At 63.6% G+C, this 22,024-nt stretch carries 22 protein-coding genes; 13 read left to right on the forward strand and 9 right to left on the reverse strand.

What is annotated here, in order from left to right; all coding sequences use genetic code 11:
- Window positions 1-263: 263 nt before the first annotated feature.
- The 4 genes from mmsB to VGO12_RS28415 form a co-directional block, all read right to left on the reverse strand.
- Window positions 264-1,160, reverse strand: coding sequence for a 3-hydroxyisobutyrate dehydrogenase (mmsB, locus tag VGO12_RS28400; protein ID WP_327516078.1), 897 nt, complete (start codon window positions 1,158-1,160; stop codon window positions 264-266).
- 57 nt (window positions 1,161-1,217) lie between these two features.
- Window positions 1,218-2,276 carry an enoyl-CoA hydratase/isomerase family protein gene (locus VGO12_RS28405; RefSeq protein WP_327516079.1) on the reverse strand — a complete coding sequence of 353 codons (1,059 nt, stop codon included), beginning with the start codon at window positions 2,274-2,276 and terminating at the stop codon, window positions 1,218-1,220.
- Between the two features lie 21 nt (window positions 2,277-2,297).
- On the reverse strand, window positions 2,298-3,440 hold the full coding sequence (locus VGO12_RS28410) for an isobutyryl-CoA dehydrogenase (protein ID WP_327516080.1): 1,143 nt from the start codon (window positions 3,438-3,440) through the stop codon (window positions 2,298-2,300).
- Window positions 3,441-3,547: 107 nt separating this feature from the next.
- Entirely contained in the window at window positions 3,548-4,966 is a 1,419-nt protein-coding gene (locus VGO12_RS28415; protein WP_327516081.1) for an XRE family transcriptional regulator, read from the reverse strand.
- Window positions 4,967-5,124: 158 nt separating this feature from the next.
- On the opposite strand from VGO12_RS28415, the gene VGO12_RS28420 reads away from it, so the two are divergent.
- From VGO12_RS28420 to scpA, 4 genes are all read left to right on the forward strand, one after another.
- Window positions 5,125-6,657 carry an acyl-CoA carboxylase subunit beta gene (locus tag VGO12_RS28420; RefSeq protein WP_327516082.1) on the forward strand — a complete coding sequence of 511 codons (1,533 nt, stop codon included), beginning with the start codon at window positions 5,125-5,127 and terminating at the stop codon, window positions 6,655-6,657.
- A gap of 11 nt (window positions 6,658-6,668) precedes the next feature.
- Window positions 6,669-6,959 (forward strand): hypothetical protein, encoded by a 291-nt coding sequence (locus VGO12_RS28425; RefSeq protein WP_327516083.1) that lies wholly within the window; start codon window positions 6,669-6,671, stop codon window positions 6,957-6,959.
- A 24-nt stretch (window positions 6,960-6,983) separates the two neighbouring features.
- On the forward strand, window positions 6,984-8,987 hold the full coding sequence (locus VGO12_RS28430) for an acetyl/propionyl/methylcrotonyl-CoA carboxylase subunit alpha (RefSeq protein ID WP_327516084.1): 2,004 nt from the start codon (window positions 6,984-6,986) through the stop codon (window positions 8,985-8,987).
- Between the two features lie 171 nt (window positions 8,988-9,158).
- A complete protein-coding gene (gene scpA, locus VGO12_RS28435) occupies window positions 9,159-11,297 on the forward strand; it encodes a methylmalonyl-CoA mutase (protein WP_327516085.1) in 2,139 nt (712 codons plus the stop codon).
- A 166-nt stretch (window positions 11,298-11,463) separates the two neighbouring features.
- On the opposite strand, the gene VGO12_RS28440 is transcribed toward scpA, so the two are convergent.
- Window positions 11,464-11,817, reverse strand: coding sequence for a hypothetical protein (locus tag VGO12_RS28440; RefSeq protein ID WP_327516086.1), 354 nt, complete (start codon window positions 11,815-11,817; stop codon window positions 11,464-11,466).
- A 257-nt stretch (window positions 11,818-12,074) separates the two neighbouring features.
- Here VGO12_RS28440 and VGO12_RS28445 point away from each other — a divergent pair, with 257 nt between their 5' ends.
- Window positions 12,075-12,665 (forward strand): VOC family protein, encoded by a 591-nt coding sequence (locus VGO12_RS28445; protein WP_327516087.1) that lies wholly within the window; start codon window positions 12,075-12,077, stop codon window positions 12,663-12,665.
- Between the two features lie 57 nt (window positions 12,666-12,722).
- Here VGO12_RS28445 and VGO12_RS28450 read toward each other — a convergent pair whose 3' ends face one another.
- The 3 genes from VGO12_RS28450 to phnF form a co-directional block, all read right to left on the reverse strand.
- The gene (locus VGO12_RS28450; RefSeq protein WP_327516088.1) at window positions 12,723-13,349 is read right to left on the reverse strand and encodes a hypothetical protein; all 627 of its coding nucleotides are present in this window, start codon (window positions 13,347-13,349) and stop codon (window positions 12,723-12,725) included.
- 16 nt (window positions 13,350-13,365) lie between these two features.
- Window positions 13,366-14,760: a selenium-binding family protein gene (locus VGO12_RS28455; RefSeq protein WP_327516089.1), complete on the reverse strand. Its 1,395-nt coding sequence runs from the start codon at window positions 14,758-14,760 to the stop codon at window positions 13,366-13,368.
- Window positions 14,761-14,886: 126 nt separating this feature from the next.
- Window positions 14,887-15,618: a phosphonate metabolism transcriptional regulator PhnF gene (gene phnF, locus VGO12_RS28460; protein WP_327516090.1), complete on the reverse strand. Its 732-nt coding sequence runs from the start codon at window positions 15,616-15,618 to the stop codon at window positions 14,887-14,889.
- Window positions 15,619-15,726: 108 nt separating this feature from the next.
- Here phnF and phnG point away from each other — a divergent pair, with 108 nt between their 5' ends.
- The 8 genes from phnG to VGO12_RS28500 all read left to right on the forward strand — a co-directional run bounded on the left by phnG (window position 15,727) and on the right by VGO12_RS28500 (window position 21,235).
- A complete protein-coding gene (gene phnG, locus VGO12_RS28465) occupies window positions 15,727-16,194 on the forward strand; it encodes a phosphonate C-P lyase system protein PhnG (RefSeq protein ID WP_327516104.1) in 468 nt (155 codons plus the stop codon).
- A complete protein-coding gene (phnH, locus tag VGO12_RS28470) occupies window positions 16,194-16,802 on the forward strand; it encodes a phosphonate C-P lyase system protein PhnH (RefSeq protein WP_327516091.1) in 609 nt (202 codons plus the stop codon). The genes phnG and phnH overlap by 1 nt, the downstream gene beginning before the upstream one ends.
- 4 nt (window positions 16,803-16,806) lie before the next feature.
- Complete coding sequence (locus tag VGO12_RS28475; protein ID WP_327516092.1) at window positions 16,807-17,916, forward strand: carbon-phosphorus lyase complex subunit PhnI; 1,110 nt, start codon at window positions 16,807-16,809, stop codon at window positions 17,914-17,916.
- A complete protein-coding gene (locus tag VGO12_RS28480; protein ID WP_327516093.1) occupies window positions 17,913-18,203 on the forward strand; it encodes a hypothetical protein in 291 nt (96 codons plus the stop codon). Before VGO12_RS28475 ends, VGO12_RS28480 begins: the two co-directional genes overlap by 4 nt.
- On the forward strand, window positions 18,200-19,078 hold the full coding sequence (locus tag VGO12_RS28485) for an alpha-D-ribose 1-methylphosphonate 5-phosphate C-P-lyase PhnJ (protein ID WP_327516094.1): 879 nt from the start codon (window positions 18,200-18,202) through the stop codon (window positions 19,076-19,078). Before VGO12_RS28480 ends, VGO12_RS28485 begins: the two co-directional genes overlap by 4 nt.
- A complete protein-coding gene (phnK, locus tag VGO12_RS28490) occupies window positions 19,075-19,851 on the forward strand; it encodes a phosphonate C-P lyase system protein PhnK (protein WP_327516095.1) in 777 nt (258 codons plus the stop codon). The genes VGO12_RS28485 and phnK overlap by 4 nt, the downstream gene beginning before the upstream one ends.
- Before the next feature lie 65 nt (window positions 19,852-19,916).
- On the forward strand, window positions 19,917-20,624 hold the full coding sequence (gene phnL, locus VGO12_RS28495; protein ID WP_327516096.1) for a phosphonate C-P lyase system protein PhnL: 708 nt from the start codon (window positions 19,917-19,919) through the stop codon (window positions 20,622-20,624).
- Entirely contained in the window at window positions 20,621-21,235 is a 615-nt protein-coding gene (locus VGO12_RS28500) for a DapH/DapD/GlmU-related protein (RefSeq protein WP_327516097.1), read from the forward strand. Before phnL ends, VGO12_RS28500 begins: the two co-directional genes overlap by 4 nt.
- 59 nt (window positions 21,236-21,294) lie before the next feature.
- On the opposite strand, the gene VGO12_RS28505 is transcribed toward VGO12_RS28500, so the two are convergent.
- Window positions 21,295-21,939, reverse strand: a complete 645-nt coding sequence (locus VGO12_RS28505; RefSeq protein WP_414650794.1) for a DUF922 domain-containing Zn-dependent protease — start codon at window positions 21,937-21,939, stop codon at window positions 21,295-21,297.
- Window positions 21,940-22,024: the final 85 nt, after the last annotated feature.

Consider the following 22,024-nt stretch of genomic DNA (forward strand, 5'->3'; position numbering starts at 1 on the left):
CCCAGACCATCCAGTCCAGACCCCAAAATCAGCCTCAGCCAACCCAGGAAACTCTAGAGCGAAGGTCGTCGTCGCCAGCAGCGCCGCCGCCCTCGTCAGTGATCGGGCTTATAGACCCCACACCTCAGATACGTCAACAGCCAATTTCTCAGTCCGTGGAGAAATCTGTCATCCAATTGAAATCATAGGGTATTTTCTATCCACAGCCAGACAGGGCGAATTTTCGGCCGAACCAGCACACGAAACACCACCCAAATCAGCGCCTAACCGGCCTTCGCCTCGTCATTGCCCCGCAGAAGATGGATCAGTGCTGAAAAATCGTCGCCGCCGTGGCCGAGTTTTTCGAACATCTGATAGAGCTGGGCCGCCTGTGCCCCCATCGGCGTCGTCGCACCGGCTGCACTTGCGGCCTGCTGCGACAGCTTCAGGTCTTTCAGCATCAGGCTCGCGGCAAAACCCGGCTTGTAGTCGTTGTTGGCGGGAGAGGTCGGAACCGGGCCCGGTACCGGGCAATAGCTCGTCAACGACCAGCATTGGCCCGACGATGTCGAGGCGACGTCAAACAGCGCCTGGTGCGACAGGCCGAGCCGTTCGGCCAGAACGAAGGCCTCGCACACGCCGGCCATCGAGATGCCGAGGATCATGTTGTTGCAGATCTTGGCCGCCTGGCCGGCGCCGACGCCGCCGCAATGCACGATCTTCTTACCCATTGCCTCAAGCAGCGGCCTGCCGCGGGCAAAGGCGTCGTCGCCGCCGCCGACCATGAAGGTGAGCGTACCGGCCGCTGCGCCCCCGGTTCCGCCCGAAACCGGCGCGTCGAGCGACGGGCAGCCGATCTTTTCGGAAAGCGCATGGGCCTTGCGGGCGCTGTCGACGTCGATCGTCGAGCTGTCGATCAGAAGCGTGCCCGGATCGACGAAGCCGAGCAGCTCGTCCCAGACGTAGAGTACGTGGGCTCCGGCCGGCAGCATGGTGACGACACATTCGGCACCGCGCACCGCATGCGCAATCGAGCCGGCAACCGAGACACCGGTTTTCGCCGCGGCATTGCGCGAGGCTTCCGACAGGTCGAAGCCCGAGACCGCATGGCCCGCCTTCACCAGATTGGCGGCCATCGGTCCGCCCATGTTGCCGAGCCCGATAAAGGCGATTTTCGTCATGGTATTCCTCCTCCGCATCGAAATCCGGTCGAATAGACCGCGCCCCGTCCCCAGGCGCTAGAACAGTGGCGGGTGATCCTTGTTCGCAAACCGGGCGAGCATGGCGGGCGTGACATCGGAAAGCGTCACCGACCATTTCGGGTTGCGGTCCTTGTCGATCACCGCCGCGCGCACGCCCTCATAGAAATCCGGGTTGGACAGCATGCCGAGCGTTGCGGAATACTCCCGCTCGAGGCAGTCGTTCAGCGATGCGCTGCGGCGCGCGGCCCGCAGGAGATCGAGCGTCAGCTTCATGCTGAGAGCCGAGCGCGAATTGAGCAGCACGAGCGTTTCCTTGGCAAAGTCGGAACCGTCGGCGGCAAGCGCTTCGAGGATCTCCTCGATCGTATCGAAGGCGAAACAGCGGTCGATCAGGGCAAGGTGGCTCTGAAGCGGCGTCGACGGGGCCGCGCTCGACAGCGTCGCGATCACCGCATCTACATCGGCACGTCCTGCGGAAGGCGGCAGAGCAGCAAGTCGCTCGATCAGGGTTTCGAGTTTGTCGGAAGGGACAAAGCTGTCGGCAAGCCGGGCATGAATGGCGTCGGCGGCCGCGATATCCCGGCCGGTCAGTCCCAGATAGGTGCCGAATTCGCCTGTCGCCTTCGGCAGCAGCCAGGTGGCGCCGACATCAGGGAAATAGCCGATGCCGGTCTCCGGCATCGCCAGCCGGGTGCGCTCGGTAACGATGCGGTGGCTGCCGTGCGCCGATATCCCGACGCCGCCGCCCATGACGATGCCGTCCATGATCGCAATGTATGGCTTGCGGTAACCGGAGATGCGGCTGTTGACGACGAATTCTTCGCGCCAGAACTGCGCCCCCTCTTCCGGCCGTTCACGGCCGCTCTCATAGATCATGCGGATATCGCCGCCGGCGCAAAGCCCGCGCTCGCCTTCGCCGGTCACCATGACGGCGGCGACCGATGGATCGCTCTCGAAGTCGGTCAGCGCTTCGGCGATCAGCCGGATCATCGGCACGTTGAGGCTGTTGAGCGCCCGTGTGCGATTGAGCCGGATGCGGCCGATCGCGCCCTGGCGTTCGACGATGACTTCCGGTGCAGGCATCTGCATGTCCATGAACGGTCCTTCCTGTTCCGGCTATTTGCGGCCGACAAGCGAGCGCGCGACGATCAGGCGCATGATCTCGTTGGTGCCCTCGAGTATCTGGTGCACCCGGAGATCCCTGACAATCTTCTCGACGCCGTAATCGGCGAGGTAGCCATAGCCGCCGTGCAGTTGCAGCGCGTCGTTGGCGATGGCAAAGCAACGGTCGGTGACGAAGCGCTTGGCCATGGCGCAGAGTTTTGTCGCCTCCGGATCTCCGGCATCGAGCGCCGAAGCTGCGCGCCAGAGGAAGGTGCGGGCAATCTCGAGGTCGGTCGCCATGTCGGCGAGGCGAAACTGCAGCGCCTGGAACTCGCCGATCGCCTTGCCGAAAGCGCGGCGTTCCTGGACATAGGCGAGCGCCCGGTCAAAGGCGGCCTGGGCACCCCCGAGCGAGGCTGCCGCGATGTTCAGACGGCCGCCGTCAAGTCCGCCCATGGCGATCTTAAAGCCGTCGCCTTCTGCGCCCAGGCGGTTTTCAGCGGGGACGCGCACGCCGTCGAGCATCACGGCACGCGTCGGCTGGACGTGCCAGCCCATCTTCTTCTCGTTGGCGCCGAAAGTCAGGCCGGGAGCGTCCTTGTCGACGACGAAGGTGGAGATGCCCTTGGGGCCGTCCTCGCCGGTGCGGGCCATGATCACGTAAAGACCGGACGTGCCGGCGCCGGAAATGAACTGCTTCTGCCCGGTCAGCACATAGTCGTCGCCGTCCCTGACGGCCTTGGTCTTCAGCGCAGCCGCATCCGAACCGGAACCGGGCTCGGTCAGGCAATAGCTCGCAAGCACCTCCATGGTCAAAAGCTTGGGCAGCAGCCGCTGGCGCTGCTCGTCCGTGCCGTAGCGGTCGATCATGCCCGAACACATGTTGTGGATCGACATGAAGGAAGCGACGGCCGGGCAGCCGGTCGCCAGCGCCTCGATGATGATGGCGGCGTCGAGCCGGGTGAGGCCGGTGCCGCCGACATCGTCACGGACATAGATGCCGGCCATGCCGAGGGCTGCGGCGCCGCGCAGCGTATCGACGGGAAAATGCTTCTGCTGGTCCCAGTCAATCGCGTAAGGGGCGATCTCGTCGCGGGCGAAATCGAGCGCCATCTGGCGAATGGCCTCCTGCTCCTCCGACAGGCGAAAATCCATATGCATGTCCTCCCTGACCGCATCGTTCGAGGCCTAGTTACACCAAACTTCATACCGGCACAGGCGCAACTTCAGACAGGCCCTGTTCAAAAATGAACAGATCCCGATCAGCTCTCACTGAGACGATACGGCAGAGCGCCGCGTAAGTCATGGTCCACGATCAGTCGGCGCTTCAGCGGCGGCACGGCGCGACTGGCGCACTTGGTGCGCTCGCAGATACGGCAGGAGATGCCGATCGGATCGAAGGCGGCACGATTGCCGAGATCCATGTCGTCGGCATAGACGAAGGCATCGGCGTACGAGACCTCGCAGCCGAGCGCGAGCGCATAACGTGGTTGTGCGGCGCGGAATCCGCCGCCGCCCTTGGTGATCTGCGTGGCGAGACAGAGATAACGCACGCCGTCAGGCGTCTCGGCCAGCTGCCGGATGATCCGGCCTGGCGTCTCGAAGGCCTGGTGCACGTTCCAGAGCGGACAGGCGGCGCCGAAGCGGGCGAACTGCAGCTTCGCCGCACTATGGCGCTTGGTGATGTTGCCGGCGCGGTCGATGCGGGCAAAGAAGATCGGAATGCCCTTATGTCCCGGCCTTTGCAGCGTCGAGAGCCGATGGCAGACCTGCTCCAGCGATGCGCCGAAGCGGGCGGCAAGCAGCTCTATATCGTGCCTGAGGTCCCGTGCGGCTTTCAAGAATGCCTGGTAAGGCAGGATCAGGGCGCCGGCGAAGTAGTTCTGCAGACCGATCCGACAGATCTCGAAGGCCTCCTCCGTGCGGAAACCGGCGCTTCCGGCCACCCGATCGATCTCCTCGCGGGCGTGCAACTGGGCGATCTGCAGGGCGATCTGGAAATCACGGGTTGCCGCAGGCGCATAAGGGTTGAGCGTGAGAATGCGGGCGCGCGGATCGAAGCGGCGGATCGCCTCGTCGCCGGCAGCACCGCGCACGACCCGCACGCCATGACGCTCCTCCAGATAGCCTGCGAGGGCTGCGTGATTGTCGCCCTCGCCGATCCCGAGATCGCCGGCCAATCGCTCGGCGAGCAGGTCGATCTCGTGAATGTAGTTGTCGACGAAATGGAAGAAGTCGCGCACTTCCTCATAGGGCGTCGTTTCGACGAACGGCCCGCCTCGGCCGATGGTGTCGTCCATGCTGGCCAGTTGCTCGCTGTTGCGGCGATAGGCCTGATGGCAGGTGATCAGCGCGTGCGCCAGCCCCGGCGCATTCTGGGCGACGAGCTTCAGCTCCTGCAGGCTCGCCGAATAGGTTTCGAACAGGGGGTCGCTGAGCGCTTCCGAGAGCGCCGAAAGCAGGCGGTCGCCCTCCCCTGTCGAGAGTTCGGCGATGTCGATCTGGAATTTTTCGGCGAGCGCCAGAAGGACTGAGGCCGAAACCGGCCGCTGGTTGTTTTCGATCTGGTTGAGATAGCTGGTGGAGATGCCGATGCGTTCGGCGAACTGGCCCTGCGTCGCCTTGTTCGCTTCGCGCAGTTCCCGGACCTTGCGGCCAATATAGAGCTTGCCGATCGCCATGTTTGCAACTTTGCAATTTACGTTTCACAAATTTCTCTATTTCACATTTGCACATGAAGAGGCGTTTTTCCATGCCGCCTTCGACGCTATTGCGAAGGTCGAAGCGCCTCTGCACAATCGCCCAAAAGACGGGCACGCACAAAAACCGGGAGGGCACCATGCGCGCCATACTAGAACAGGTCGAAGCCCGCCGGGCGGAAGCGAGGGCCGGCGGCGGCAAGCGACGCATCGATGCCCAGCATGGCAAGGGCAAGCTGACGGCACGCGAACGCATCGAGGTCCTGCTCGATGAGGGCTCCTTCGAAGAATACGACATGTATGTCACCCACCGCTGCGTCGATTTCGGCATGGAGGGCCAGAAGGTCGCGGGCGACGGCGTCGTCACCGGCTGGGGCACGATCAACGGCCGCCAGGTCTATGTCTTTTCCCAAGACTTCACGGTGCTCGGCGGCTCGCTGTCGGAAACCCATGCGCAGAAAATCTGCAAGATCATGGATATGGCCGTGCGCAACGGCGCGCCGGTGATCGGCCTCAACGATTCGGGCGGCGCCCGCATCCAGGAAGGCGTCGCTTCGCTTGCCGGTTACGCCGAGGTCTTTCGCCGCAACGCGGAAGCCTCCGGGGTCATTCCGCAGATTTCCGTCATCATGGGTCCCTGCGCCGGGGGTGCCGTCTATTCGCCGGCCATGACCGACTTCATCTTCATGGTCAGGGACTCGTCCTACATGTTCGTGACAGGGCCTGACGTCGTAAAGACCGTGACCAACGAAATCGTCACGGCGGAAGAGCTCGGCGGCGCGCGTACCCACACCTCGAAATCCTCGGTCGCCGATGGCGCCTACGAGAACGACATCGAGGCGCTGGAGGCGACCCGCCTGCTGTTCGATTTCCTTCCGCTCAACAACCGCGAGAAGCCGCCCACCCGCCCTTTCCACGACGATCCGTCGCGACTTGAAATGCGCCTCGACAGCCTGATCCCCGACAGCGCCACCAAGCCCTACGACATGAAGGAGCTGATCCTGGCGCTCGCCGACGAGGGCGATTTCTTCGAGCTGCAGCAGAGCTTCGCCAAGAACATCATCACCGGCTTCATCCGTATCGAGGGCCAGACGGTCGGCGTCGTCGCCAACCAGCCGATGGTGCTGGCCGGTTGCCTCGACATCGACAGCGCGCGCAAGGCCGCCCGCTTCGTGCGCTTCTGCGATGCCTTCTCGATCCCGATCCTGACGCTGGTCGACGTGCCCGGCTTCCTGCCCGGCACCGCCCAAGAATATGGCGGCGTGATCAAGCATGGCGCCAAGCTGCTCTTTGCCTATAGCCAGGCGACCGTGCCGATGGTGACGCTGATCACGCGCAAGGCCTATGGCGGCGCCTATGACGTCATGGCCTCCAAGCACATCGGCGCCGACGTCAACTACGCCTGGCCAACCGCCGAGATCGCCGTTATGGGCGCCAAGGGCGCGACGGAAATCCTCTACCGCTCGGAACTCGGCGATGCCGAGAAGATCGCCGCGCGCACGAAAGAATACGAGGAACGCTTCGCCAATCCCTTCGTCGCGGCTGAGCGCGGCTTCATCGACGAGGTGATCATGCCGCATTCGTCGCGACGCCGGATCGCCCGCGCCTTCGCCTCGCTGCGCAACAAGCAGGTCGATCTGCGCTGGCGCAAGCACGACACGATCCCGCTCTGATGGAGGCGACGATGGAACGCGAGCCGGAGCGCGTCATGACGCCTGACGAGGCCAAACGCGACCACTGGTCGATGCTGCGCTACATGGCCGTCAACGCGCTGATCGGCATGGTGATCGGTGCGATCACGGCCGGCGTCCTGATCGGGCTCAACATCGGCGCGGTCGGCATCCACATCGCCCGTTCGACGAGCCCGGTGCTTGCCACCCTCATGGTGGTCGTGCCCTTCGCGCTGCTTTTCGGCGGTGCGGCCGCCGCGTCGTCGATCGCGCTCCTGCCCTATCGCCGCAAGTTCAAACGCTGACGCCAGGATTTGAGAGAGAAGAAGATGTTCAAGAAAATCCTCATCGCCAACCGTGGTGAAATCGCCTGCCGCGTCATCAAGACCGCAAAGAAGCTCGGGATTGCCACGGTCGCCGTCTATTCCGATGCCGACCGCGAGGCGATGCACGTGCGTTTGGCCGACGAGGCTGTGCATATCGGCCCCTCGCCGTCCGCCCAATCCTACATCGTCATCGACAGGATCATCGAGGCGATCCGCAAGACCGGCGCAGATGCGGTGCATCCGGGCTACGGCTTTCTCTCAGAAAATGCCGCCTTCGCCGAGGCACTGGAGAAGGAAGGCGTCGCCTTCATCGGCCCGCCCGTCGGCGCCATCCAGGCGATGGGCGACAAGATCACCTCCAAGAAGCTTGCGGCGCAAGCGGGCGTCTCGACGGTTCCGGGCCACATGGGCCTCATCGCCGATGCCGACGAGGCGGTGAAGATCTCCGGATCGATCGGCTATCCTGTCATGATCAAGGCGTCGGCCGGTGGCGGCGGCAAGGGCATGCGCATCGCCTGGAACGACCAGGAGGCGCGCGAAGGCTTCCAGTCGTCGAAGAACGAGGCGAAGAACTCGTTTGGCGACGATCGTATCTTCATCGAGAAATTCGTGACCGAGCCGCGCCATATCGAGATCCAGGTGCTCGGCGACAAGCACGGCAACACGCTATACCTCGGCGAGCGCGAATGCTCGATCCAGCGCCGCAACCAGAAAGTCATCGAGGAGGCGCCCTCCCCCTTCCTCAATCCGGAGACCCGCAAGGCCATGGGCGAACAGGCGGTCGCGCTCGCCAAGGCCGTCGGCTACCATTCGGCCGGCACGGTGGAATTCATCGTCGACGCCAAGCGCAATTTCTATTTCCTCGAGATGAACACCCGCCTGCAGGTGGAGCATCCGGTGACCGAACTCATCACCGGGCTCGATCTCGTCGAACAGATGATCCGTGTTGCTGCCGGCGAGAAACTGGCCTTCGGTCAAGGTGATGTGAAGCTCAACGGCTGGGCGATCGAAAGCCGGCTCTATGCGGAAGATCCCTACCGCAACTTCCTGCCGTCGATCGGCCGGCTGACCCGTTATCGCCCTCCTGTCGAAGGCAAACACGACGATGGCACGGTGACGCGCAACGACACCGGCGTCTTCGAGGGCGGCGAGATCTCGATGTATTACGACCCGATGATCGCCAAGCTCTGCACCTGGGGACCGGATCGCGCGGCGGCGGTCGACGCCATGGCCGAGGCGCTCGACCGGTTCGAGGTCGAAGGCATCGGCCATAACCTGCCGTTCCTTTCGGCCGTCATGCAACAGCAACGCTTTCGCGAGGGGCGGCTGACAACGGCCTATATCGCCGAGGAATTCGCCGACGGTTTCCATGGCGTTTCCGCCGACGAACGCTCACTGCGCAAGCTCGCCGCCATCGCCGTATCGGTCCACCAGGCGCTGCAGGAGCGCGCCAGCCAGATTTCCGGCACGATCGGCAACCATCGCCGCGTGATCGGCCATGACTGGATTGCCACGCTTGGCGACCATGACTTCGCGGTCACGGCCGGCGCATCAGCCGATGGCGCCTATGTACGGTTTGCCGATGGGACCTCCGTCACCATCGCCGGCGACTGGGCGCCTGGCCGCACGCTTGCCACCTTCAACATCGACAATGAACCCTTGAGCGTCAAAGTCGACATCGTTGGCACTGCACTCAGGCTGCGCTGGCGGGGTATCGACTTGGTCGTCCATGTCAGAAGCCCGCGCGTTGCCGAGCTGGCGCGGCTGATGCCGAAGAAGTTGCCGCCCGACACCTCGCGCATGCTGCTTTGCCCGATGCCGGGGGTGATCACGTCAGTGACCGTCAAGGAGGGCGACACAGTCGAGGCCGGCCAGGCGCTTGCTGTCGTCGAGGCGATGAAGATGGAGAACATCCTGCGCGCCGAGAAGAAGTCGGTGGTGAAGCGTGTGGCGGTTTCAGCCGGCGCCAGCCTCGCGGTCGACGAGCTGATCATGGAATTCGAGTGAAGACCCGGTTTAGCCGTCCTCATTCCTGTGCTTGTCACAGGAAACCAGCTGCGTCGCGTCTGCGACGCTGAGAATTCAGTCTTTCACGCGAAAGACTGCGCGTGGCTGGATCCCTGTGACAGGCACAGGGATGAGGCGAGGAAGGCGCACATTTCGGGCAAGGAGCTAGCGATGAGCCAAAAGACCATCAAGGACTGGGAAACGCTCGCCGAGCGCGAACTGAAGGCAACACCCGAGAGCCTCACCTGGCAGACGCCCGAGGGCATTGCGGTGAAGCCGCTCTATACGGCCGAGGACCTGCAAGGCATCGACCATCTCTCGTCGCTGCCGGGCTTTGCGCCTTTCGTGCGCGGGCCGCGCGCCACCATGTATGCCGGGCGTCCCTGGACGATCCGGCAATATGCCGGCTTCTCGACCGCTGAAGCCTCGAACGCCTTTTACCGCAAGAACCTGGCTGCGGGCCAGAAAGGCCTCTCCGTCGCCTTCGATCTGGCCACCCATCGCGGCTATGACAGCGACCATCCCCGCGTCGAAGGCGATGTCGGCAAGGCGGGTGTGGCGATCGACTCGGTCGAGGACATGAAGATCCTGTTCGACGGCATCCCGCTCGAGGAAATGTCGGTGTCGATGACCATGAACGGGGCGGTCATACCGATCCTCGCCTCCTTCATCGTCGCCGGCGAGGAACAGGGCGTGTCGCGCGACAAGCTGTCGGGCACCATCCAGAACGACATCCTCAAGGAGTTCATGGTCCGCAACACCTACATCTACCCACCGGAACCCTCGATGCGCATCGTCGCCGATATCATCGAGTACACGGCGAAGGAGATGCCGAAGTTCAATTCGATCTCGATCTCCGGCTACCACATGCAGGAAGCCGGCGCGACGCTGGTGCAGGAGCTTGCCTTCACGCTTGCCGACGGGCGCGAATATGTGCGGGCGGCGCTGGCCAAGGGGTTGAACGTCGACGAGTTCGCGGGGCGTCTCTCCTTCTTCTTCGCGATCGGCATGAACTTCTTCATGGAAGCGGCCAAACTTCGCGCAGCGCGGCTGCTGTGGACCCGCATCATGCAGGAGTTCGAGCCGAAAAAGCCGTCCTCGCTGATGCTGAGGACCCATTGCCAGACATCGGGCGTCTCGCTGCAGGAGCAGGATCCCTATAACAACATCATCCGCACCGCATTCGAGGCGATGTCTGCGGCCCTTGGCGGCACGCAGTCGCTGCACACCAATTCCTTCGACGAGGCGATCGCGCTGCCGACCGAGTTTTCGGCGCGCATCGCCCGCAGCACGCAGCTGATCCTGCAGCACGAGACGGGTGTGACCAAGGTGGTCGATCCGCTCGCCGGTTCCTACTACGTCGAGAACCTGACGAATGAACTCGCCGAAAAGGCCTGGGCGCTGATCGAGGAGGTCGAGGCGATGGGCGGCATGACCGAGGCGGTCAATGCCGGGCTGCCGAAGCGGCTGATCGAGGAGGCTGCAACCCGGCGTCAGGCGGCCGTCGACAAGGGCGAGGAAATCATCGTCGGCGTCAACAAGTACCGCCTCGACAACGAGGAGCCGATCGACATCCTGGAGATCGACAACAGCGCGGTGCGGGCCGCACAGATCCGCCGGATCGTCGAGACCAAGCGGCGACGCAACGCGGCGGACGTGGCAAGAACACTGGCCGCCATCACCGATTTGGCGCGCAGCGGCGAAGGCAACCTGCTGGCGGCCGCCGTCGAAGCGGCCCGCGCACGGGCAACGGTCGGCGAAATCTCCGACGCCATGCGCGAAGCCTTCGGCGACCATGCGGCCACGCCCAAGGTCGTCAGCAAGATTTACGGCAAGGCCTATGAGGGCGAACCGGAACTGGCCGTGCTCACCGAACGGCTCGGCGAGGTCTCGGGCAAGCTCGGTCGCAAGCCGAAGATCATGGTCGCCAAACTCGGCCAGGATGGCCACGACCGCGGCGCCAAGGTGATCGCGTCTGCCTTCGGTGACATCGGCTTCGACGTGCTTGCAGGCCCGCTGTTCCAGACGCCGGAAGAGGCCGCCGACATGGCGCTTGCCAGCAAGGTCAATGTCATCGGCGTCTCGTCGCTGGCCGCCGGTCACAAGACGCTGATGCCGCAGCTTGCCGAAGCCCTGAAAAAGCGCGGCGGCGAGGATGTCATCGTCATCTGCGGCGGCGTCATTCCGCGGCAGGACTATGACTACCTGATGGAAAACGGCGTGTCGGCCGTCTTCGGTCCCGGCACCAACGTGCTCGACGCCGCTCGTGCGGTGCTTGACCTGATCGAGGGCAAGCGCCGCAACATTTAGGCTACGAGGTCAGATGGTCGCTACCGTGCCGCTCGACAACGGGATCGTCGGGCCTGGCGCGTGCGCCATCTCGCCCGTTGTCCGTTCGCGTGCGGCACTGCCAGATCAGATGCGATGGATCTCCGGTGCCGGCCGCGTGTCTGTACCGGAGGCCGGAGGTCCTTTTTCATAGGTTGCGCGAATTGCCAATGGCGGACCGTCGGCCTGCGCGACCACCATAAACATTTGCAGCTGGCCACCGCGCCGAATGAACTGAATGCCGAAACTCTTGCCCTTTGCCCGCAGCAAGCTGCAGATCCTCAAACCGGTCGACATTCACCACAGCATGCCAGCCGTTGTTGCTTGTGATCGTCAGCACATCGCCGTGCCGCACAATGCCGATGTAGCATCGGCCACACTCCCCGGCCGTCGAGGTCAGTTGTCGCCACTGCCCTGAGAACGGCTCGCTGTCGGCTCGGGCAACTGCGGTCAATACGATAAACGACAGGCCGACAATGCCGACCCTGCGCAGAGACATCACGCTGAGCTCCCTTTTTGCTCGTCTGGCTCGCCCAGCTGCAACATGCAATGATTGCATCATGAAAAGAAATCAACCGGGAAGAGCCAAGTCAAGGTCCGGACATCGTGGGGCCCGTACATAGGCCGATGACAACATCGATCACGGTCGCTTGCCGCTACCCCTTGATTGGCGCTTGCCTTCGGCTCTCAGCGGACGACAATCGCATGAAGCGGACAGGTTGGCGCGTCAAACCTTCCGCATCACCGGAAAGGCCGGCCATGCGAAAGCTTCAATCCCAAGGAGTTCACCACATCACGCTCGTCGGAGCGGACCGTCAGACCTCGATCTATTTCTGGGAAGGCCTGCTCGGCATGCCCTTCATTTTCGAGCAACCCAATCTCGATCGGGCGAGTGAGAGCCATCTCTATTTCGACCCGGGCGACGGTCGCCTGATCACCATCTTCACTGACGAGAACCGCAAAGCGATACAACGGCGAACACCGACGGACATCGGCTGTGTGCACCACATTGCCTTCGCGGTGTCCCGGGCCACCTTCACCCAGGCGGTCGAACGGCTCGACGAGCGCAAGATCAAGCACAGCGGCGTCAAGGATCGCGGCTTCATGGACTCGATCTATTTCGAAGATCCGCTCGGGCTGCTTGTCGAACTTGCCTCTTATCGCTTCGAGCCGCCGGCCGGTCGCAGCCATGCCGAGGTCCTGATGGAGGCGCACAGGATCAGGATAGAACGCGGTGACTACAACATCGCAGACGTGCATCTCGCCGATGCGATCGAAGCGCTGACCGAACGCTCAAGGCAGACGCTTTCGTCCGATCGCCGGCCGAAGGACCCGTTCGGACCGCGATAGCGCCACGCCTGACAAGATCTGAAGACCGCGGTGCGCCGGCACCAGCTCCGACGCAGCTCACTGGATGAGGAGCGCCACGCCGGTCGCCCCAAGCGCCAGTGTCCAGAGCCGATCGAAATTGATCCAGGCGGAACGCAGCACGGCAAGGTCGAACCAGGTAAAGACGGCAAGCGCCAGCGCCGCGGTCACCGTCAGCATGGCGATGCTGTGGACCGCGACGGCGGCCAAAGAGGTCGGTAGCGACGTTGACAGCGCCAGTTCGCTCGCATGGTTCGCCATGCAGAGACCAAGAACAGCCGGCACCAGCATCAAGCCCGCTCCATGGCTCGTCGCCATCAGGAAGGACCAGAGCGCAAGTCCGGCCATGCCCGTTCGCATGCCAACCCTCACACGGTGGCGATGGCCGTAGACGGCGGTGTAGCCGGCCGCGGCGAGAATGAGCGCGCCCGCCGCCAGCCTGAAGCTGTTTGGATCGAGCGTCGAACCAAAGGCGATCACCACCGCAAGGACCGTTGCCACCGAGATCGCATGGCCGATTGCGATCGGCGCGAGCGACAGCCAGACAATCCGGCTGCTCTGGCGGTGAAGTCCGAGCGCCACGGCAAACAGCCAGCCCATCGCCGGATTGATGCCGTGAAAGGCGCCGAGGCCGGCAAGCGAGATCCACGGCCAGAGCGACGTCATTCGCCCCCACGCCTCCTTATGGGTAGCAATAGGAATCGGAGGAGCAATCGCCGCCTTCGAGCCGAACCTGGTGAGGACGATGCCCCTTCGGCCAGTCGACGAAGAACTTCTCGTCGAATGCAATGCCGCCATTGTCGGAAACATCAAGCTTGACCATCCAGCCGTCGATACCCTCTGGGTAGAACTGCGGATCGATCGCGCCATAGAGCGAGTTGGTGAAATAGACCCGCTTGCCGTCGCGGCTGACCTCCACCATCTGCGGCCCGCCGTTCAACGCGCCGTTCTTCGCCTTCGGATGCGTCGCGCGCGAAACGATGCCGCCGATCCTGACACGTCCCGTTTCCTTCGGCGCGAAGGGATCGGAGACGTCGTACTGGATCATGTCGCCGGTACCCCAGCAGGAGACGTAGAGAAAGCGGTCGTCCATCGACAGGTCGATATCGGTCACGAGCGGCGCAACGGCGCTGAAACCCTTCAGCACCGGCGGCAGCAGATCCGGATCGGCCGGTTCTGCCGGGATCTCGATCACCTTCTTGACCGCCCATTTGTCGCCGTCGCGGTACCAGGTCCAGATCGAGGCCGACAGATCCTTGAGGCTGATGACGCAGCCGACGAAACCATAGGCCTTGGTGGGATCGTGTGCCGGGCGCAGTTCGAAAACGAGCTGATGCTCCTCGCCGAAGTCGATCTCCTGCACGTGCTTGCGCTTGTGCAGGTCCCAGAAATGCAAGCGGCGTCCGTATTTCGAACCGAGCAAGACCTCGGGAACCAGCCCGTTCTCGAAGGTATCCGGCGTGCCCCACTCACTGGTGATCATCGTATCGTGGCCGAGATGCCACCAGAAATCATAGGCAAGCTTCTGCGGGCCGCGATCCATTTCCCATTGCCCAAGCACGTCAAAACTCTGGTGGTCGAGCAGGAAAATACCGCCGGGCGCCTTGCCATCGCGATCGGCAAGCGCGTTGACGTAGATGCCTTCTGGCCCGCAATGGGTGGTGTGTAGCCGCGAATAGTTCGCCTTCTCGGCAATTTCCGAGGGCTCGATCACGCGCACGATCTTCGGATTGCGCGGGTCCGGCTTGGTATCGATGATGTGCAGCCGCGAGGACCTGAGACCCGGCACCACCAGATAGCGACGCTCGACATGCGGATGCGGCGCATTGGGGCAAAGGCAGGAGGAACAGGCATTCCAGCCAAAATGGTGCAGTTCGTCGCCAACATTGGGCATGTCGATTTGGCCGACGATCTGCGAATAGCTCGACGATCCCGGATCGACATCGACGACGGCGATCGCATCCGGCCGTTTTCGATCCGGATCAAACGCCGCCACATAGGCGAGCGTCTCTTTCGGCGCCTTTGCCGCCATGCGCGGTGATGGATAGAAGGAAGGATCGGGTCGCCACGTCGCCATTACCATTCTCCCGTTAGAGAATTCTCAATGCGCGGTCCTGATGCAGGTTCGCTCATGCGGCAAAAACGCGTCGGAAATGCGGCCTATGCCTTATTTCTTCGACGGAGGCGATTGATGGTCCTGAGGCTAGGTCTCGATTTTCAGCTTCATTCGGTCCGCAGCGAAACGGCTGCGTGAGAATTCCACGGGCTGACCGTCAAGATCGGCGTTGAGCGATTGCGCCTCCAGCACGATGGCACCGGGGGACAGCTTCAGCATTGCAAGCTCCTCGGCATCGGCGTGGCGAGCGACGATTTCGGTCGAGACGCGAACGTAGTCGTCGAGGCCGTGCGCGGCAAAAGCCTTGGTGACCGAATGCAACTGCTCGAACTCCGCGGCCATGCGCGGGAACCGATGCGCCGGATAATAGCTCGCCGACACCGAGAGCGGACGGCCGTCGCCGCTGCTGACGGTCCTGAGCTCGATGACCGGGTCACCGGGTGAAAGGCCGAGCGCCTTGGCAACCTCGCCGGTGGCCGGCACTTCGGCATGGCCAAGCAGTCTTGTACCGATCTCCTTCACCTGACGTCCGAGGCCCTGCGAGAAACGCGTGCGCCTGGAGATCGGGTAGCTCACCCTTTCCTGGCGCTCGATCATCGTCCCGCGCCCTTGCACGGCGCGCACCAGTCCCTCTTCGGACAGGGCCGCAAGCGCGCTCCTGACCGTATGCCGGTTGACCCCGAACTCCGCCGCCAGCGCCGTTTCAGGCGGCACCATTCCGGTCGCATCATAGTCGCCATTGCTGATCGCCAGGCGAATCCGGTCGGCGATCTGCCGCCAGAGAGCGACGCCGGTCTGGCGCTCCACCACTTTCCGCATTGCCGTGTCTTTTCGCATGGGCATGTCACAAGCCTGTCATTTGCCGACGTTATGAAAAAGTATAAGATGTATAGTTGTCTAGATCAATAGACATTTGAGGTGGCAATGATGGATGCGAAAGTGAAGCAGGAAAGTCCGCCGGATCCGGCGCGCAAGGAAGCCATGCGGTTGCTTGCCCAGGCGACAGTCACCGAACTCAGGGACGCCTGGGAGGCAGTCGCCGACAAGCCTGACGTACATCCGGTTCGCGGCCCGGAGACGGGGCTCGTCATGGTGCGCGGTCGCATCGGCGGCGGCGGCGATCCCTTCAATCTCGGCGAAGCGACGGTATCGCGCGCCACTATCCGCCTTTCGACCGGCGAGATCGGCCACGGGCAATTGCTCGGAACCGACAAGGAGCGCGCCCGGCTCGCAGCCATCTTCGATGCGCTCGCCCAGCGCGACGGTGACAGGGCCAACGTTGAGGCTCTGCTCGGCGGCATTGCCAAGCGGCTGGCGAAGGACGAGCGCCGCAAGGCCGAAGAAACCGCGGCAACCCGCGTCGACTTTTTCACCATGGTCCGGGGAGACGACTGATGCCGAGCCAATCGCAGATCTACGCCGGCGCCTTTGCCGATCCGGTGTTTGCCGCCCAGTCCGTGTTTCGCGAACTGATGGACGGTTTCGCTCGCCCGGGCACGATCAAGCAACTTTCCGCCAAAAGCGTGCCCCCCTCTCCACTCGGCACGGCCGCCGGTGCCGTGGCGCTGACCTTGTGCGACCATGATACTCCCGTCTGGTTGACGCCGGCGCTCACCAAATCCGCCGTTCCGCAATGGATTGCCTTTCACACCGGCGCACCGCTGACAACGAGCAAGATCGAAGCCCGCTTCGCCTTAATCGAAAAGGGCACCGCCATTCCGAGCTTCGACCAGTTCTCGCTCGGAACCCAGGAATACCCTGACCGATCGACGACCCTGGTCATCGAAATCGAGGCGCTCTCGGGCGGTGCACCTTTTGTCGCCAAAGGCCCCGGCATCAAGACCGAGGTCGAGATTTCGCCGAAGGGGCTGCCCGACGTGTTCCTCGAATTCTGGAACGCCAACCGCGCCATCTTCCCGCGCGGCGTCGATCTCGTGCTGACGGCGGGCGATCAGCTTCTTTGCCTGCCGCGCACCACCCGTCTTTCGCCGAAGGAGGCTTAAATCCATGTATGTAGCCGTCAAGGGCGGGGAAGCCGCCATTGCCAATGCGCACCGCCTTCTCGCCGACCGCCGCCGCGGCGACCGCAACCTGCCTGCAATCACCATCGAGCAGGTGGTCGAACAGCTCGGCCTTGCCGTCGACCGGGTGATGGCGGAAGCCTCGCTCTATGATCGCGCGCTCGCGGCGCTGGCCGTGCGCCAGGCGCGGGGCGACATGATCGAAGCGATCTTCATCCTGCGCGCCTACCGCACGACGCTGCCGCGCTTCGGCTATTCCGAGCCGGTCGACACCGCCAACATGAAGGTCGAGCGCCGGGTCTCTGCAACCTACAAGGACCTTCCCGGCGGGCAGTTGCTCGGCCCGACCTTCGACTACACACACCGCCTGCTCGACCCGTCGCTGATCGGTGACGAGGAGGTTGCCGAACCGGCCGTCAAGCAGCAGGGCGAACACGTCATGCGCGTCTCCGACATCCTCGACGGCGAAGGCCTGATCGAGGGCGACGGCCAGATGCCCGAAGGCCACGTGATGGGCGACCTTACCCGCGAGCCGATGGAGTTTCCGATGGCCCGCGACCTGCGCCTGCAGGCGCTCGCCCGCGGCGACGAGGGTTTCCTTCTGGCGCTCGCCTACTCCACCCAGCGCGGCTATGGCCGCACCCACCCCTTCGTCGGCGAAGTCCGCATCGGCGAAGTGGAGGTCGAGTTCGACCTGCCCGAACTCGGCTTTGCCGTCTCGCTCGGCATGATCCGCGTCACCGAATGCCAGATGGTCAACCAGTTCATGGGCTCGGCCAAGCAGCCGCCGCAGTTCACCCGCGGCTACGGTCTCGTCTTCGGCCAGAGCGAACGCAAGGCGATGTCGATGTCGCTGGTCGACCGGGCGCTTCGCACCGACGAGTTCAACGAGGATATCGTCGCCCCCGCCCAGGACCAGGAATTCGTGATCTCGCATGCCGACAACGTCCAGGCGACCGGCTTTGTCGAGCACCTGAAGCTGCCGCACTATGTCGACTTCCAGGCCGAACTCGATCTCGTCCGCCGCATGCGCCGCGACTACGACGCCGCGAATTCGGGCGAGACGGCCAAGGAACAGCGGGAGGCGGCCGAATGATCGGGCATCGTGCCAGCCCCAGCGGTTCAATCGCCACCGCCGCCACCATCTCCGCCGCCGCAGTCCCCGCCGCTGCAATCGCTGCCAGCGCCACCGTCGAATCCGACGAAACTGCCGTTGTCTCGCTTGCGGGCGCTCTCGCCTCTCTCGCGCCAGGCGCGCCGGATCGCGTTCGAAACGCCGGCGACGACGAAGCACGCGACGCAGATCAATACGAAGCGGGAGAACAGCTCGGTCACAACCTGGCTCCATCCACGGTCGACACTCTCAAGGGTAATCAGCAATGAACGACCTTGCTACTTATAATTTTGCCTATCTGGACGAACAGACGAAGCGCATGATCCGCCGCGCGATCCTGAAGGCAATCGCCATCCCCGGTTACCAGGTTCCCTTCGCCTCACGCGAAATGCCGATGCCTTACGGCTGGGGCACCGGCGGCGTCCAGGTGACGGCCTCGATCCTCGGGCCGGAAGACGTGCTGAAGGTCATCGACCAGGGCGCCGACGACACCACCAACGCCGTCTCGATCCGCGCCTTCTTCCAGAAGGTCGCCAACGTCGCCGTCACGACCCGGACGAAGGAGGCGACGATCATCCAGACGCGCCACCGCATCCCTGAGGAAAAGCTCTCGGAAGGCCAGACGCTGGTCTACCAGGTGCCGATCCCGGAACCCTTGCGCTTCCTCGAGCCGCGCGAGACCGAAACCCGCAAGATGCATGCGCTCGAGGAATACGGGCTGATGCATGTGAAGCTCTACGAAGACATTGCCCGCAACGGCCATATCGCCACCACCTATGCCTATCCGGTCAAGGTCGAAGGCCGGTATGTCATGGACCCGTCGCCGACACCGAAGTTCGACAATCCGAAGATGCACATGTCGGAAGCGCTGCAGCTCTTCGGCGCCGGCCGCGAAAAGCGGATCTACGCCGTGCCGCCCTATACCGACGTCGTCAGCCTCGATTTCGACGACCATCCGTTCGAGATCCAGAGCTTCGACAAGCCCTGCGCGCTCTGCGGCGCCGAGGACGTCTATCTCGACGAGGTCATTCTCGACGACAAGGGCGGGCGCATGTTCGTCTGCTCCGACACCGATCATTGCGAAGACCGCCGCGCCTGCGGCCATCAAGGTCATATGCTCGCCCGAAAGGAAGCCGCAGAATGAGTACCGTACCGCTTCTGAAAGTGAACGACGTCTCGAAGTTCTACGGAAGCCGCATCGGCTGCCGCAACGTTTCCTTCGAGCTCTATCCGGGCGAAGTGCTCGCCATCGTCGGCGAATCCGGTTCGGGCAAGACGACGTTGCTCTCGTGCCTGTCGACCCGGCTGATGCCGACGTCCGGCATCGTCGAATACCACATGCGCGACGGCCAATACCGTGATCTTGCCCGCATGGGCGAGGCCGAACGCCGCTTCCTGATGCGCACCGACTGGGGCTTCGTGCACCAGAACCCGGCCGATGGCCTCAGGATGACGGTCTCGGCCGGAGCCAATGTCGGCGAGCGGCTGATGGCGGTCGGCGACCGTCACTACGGCAACATCCGCGCTGCCGCCAGCGACTGGCTGGAGCGGGTGGAGATTGGCATCGACCGCATCGACGACCAGCCGCGCGCCTTTTCCGGCGGCATGCGCCAGCGCCTGCAGATCGCCCGAAACCTCGTGACGTCCCCGCGCCTCGTCTTCATGGACGAGCCGACCGGCGGCCTCGACGTCTCGGTCCAGGCGCGCCTGCTCGATCTGGTGCGTGGCCTCGTGCATGACCTCGGCCTTGCCGCCGTCATCGTCACCCACGACCTCGCCGTCGCCCGCCTTCTCTCGCACCGCATGATGGTGATGAAGGACGGCGCCGTCATCGAACAGGGCCTGACCGACCGCGTGCTCGACGATCCGCGCGAGCCCTATACCCAGCTCCTCGTCTCCTCGATCCTGCAGGTGTGACGCATGATCCCGAACCGCGAACCCCTGTCGTCGGCCCAGATCATGTGCAAAGGAAATTAAGAACCATGGCAACACCTCTCGTTGTTTCCGAAGTCGCAAAAAGCTTCACCATGCACCTGCGGGACGGCATCCGCCGGCCGGTCGTCGCCAACGTCTCCTTCTCGGTGAAGGCAGGCGAATGCGTCGTTCTCGGCGGTCCGTCCGGCGTCGGCAAAAGCTCGATCCTGAAAATGCTCTATGGCAATTACGGCGTCGACGAAGGCCAGATCCTGATGGATCACGACGGCAAGCTCGTGAACCTCGCGACCGCCGAGCCGCGCACGGTGCTCGAAGTCCGTCGCACGACGCTCGGCTATGTCAGCCAGTTCCTGCGCGTCGTGCCCCGTGTCTCGGCGCTCGACATCGTCGCAGAACCGCTGCAGGCGCGCGGCACGCCGCTCGAGGACGCCCGCGCCCGTGCCGCGGAACTCCTGAGCAAGCTCAACCTGCCGCGAGAGCTGTGGAGCCTGCCGCCGGCCACGTTCTCTGGTGGCGAGCAGCAGCGCGTCAACATCGCCCGCGGTTTCATCACCGACCACCGGATCCTTCTGCTCGACGAGCCGACCGCCTCGCTCGACGCGAAGAACCGCGCCGTCGTCGTCGAGCTGATTGCCGAGAAGAAGGCCAAGGGCACGGCGCTGATCGGCATCTTCCATGACGAGGAGGTGCGCGACGCCGTTGCCGACCGCATTTTCGATGTCTCTGCCTTCTCGCCCAGAAAGGCCGCCGCATGAGCCAGAAGCTCGGGCTCGAGCCCTTCATCCACCCAACGGCGAGCGTCAACAATTCGACGCTCGGCCGTTACACCGAGGTACAGGAGCGCTCACGCCTCGACGAGGTCGAGTTCGGCGACTACTCCTACATCATGCAGGACGGCTCGATCTGGTGCGCGACGATCGGCAAGTTCGTCAACATCGCCGCAGCCGTGCGCATCAACGCCACCAACCATCCGACATGGCGCGCGACGCTCCACCACTTCACCTACCGCGCGCCCAACTATTGGGACGACACCGAACTCGACCACGACCTCTTCGCCTGGCGGCGGTCGAACCGGGTGACGATCGGCCACGACGTCTGGATCGGCCACGGCGCCACCATCCTTCCGGGTGTCACTGTCGGCAACGGCGCCGTGATCGGCGCCGGCGCCGTCGTCTCCAAGGACGTCGAGCCCTACACCATCGTCGGCGGCGTGCCGACCAAGTTCATCCGCGCCCGTTTCAACGAGGGCATCGGCGAACGCATGGACGCGCTCTCTTGGTGGGACTGGGACCATCAGCGCCTGCGCCGCGCGCTCGACGACTTCCGCGAGCTGACGGCGGAGGAGTTTCTGGTGCGGTATGGATGACGACTGGACAGGCGACGATGCCGGTCGCTCGGCATTGTCTCCCATCGCCGGTCGCCGCCTTACGGCCCGTTGACAAGCTTCAGGATCAACTGGTGGATATTGCCGCCGTCAGTCAGTTCCACCTGGTCAAAGTCGCGGCTGCGTTGGCGTTGCGCCTGCGAGAGCGCGCCGAGGCGCTTGGTCATTTCCGTTCGGATCTTCTGGCATTTCGGGTCGTCGGGAACCGAGAAGCCCAGCGTCGCCTGTTCTATCGCGCGCACCATCTCCTTGATGAAGTCGCCGTGCACGAGCTCGTGCTTGCGCACGCCGTTGATGAAGGTCGCCCAGTTTTCGCGCGTGCCCGCGGGCAGCGGCTTGGATGGTTTCGGCAGCGTATAGGTGATGATCAGCTTCGGCCTCGCTGTCGTCAGCGTGCAGGCGCCCGCCACTTGTTCGTACTTGCGCGTCCAGGTCAGCTTGAAATTGGTATGGGCGATCGCCCGGCCGAGCCCGGCCTTGGGCCCGCGTTCACCGATCGAGGCATAGAGTTCGGCGCCGGTCTGGCCGGTAACCGCATAGGGCGCTTCCTTCTCGATCGCCTGCCATTCGGCAGAGGCAAGCCGCGGCGCGGAGACGAGGCAAAGGGCAACGATGCCCAGGCAATGGCTTTTCTTCAATCCGACCCCTCGAAATTCACCCTCTCGGCGCACGATTTCTGGCTGCATTCCTTAAACGCGAATCGAGTGACGTCAAAACGCAAAGGCACCGCGCGCCGTATGAGCGTGCGGTGCCTTTGTTGTCTTGTCCGGT

Origin of the sequence: Ensifer sp. (assembly GCF_035999135.1) — a bacterium.
Classification (GTDB): Bacteria; Pseudomonadota; Alphaproteobacteria; order Rhizobiales; family Rhizobiaceae; genus Ensifer.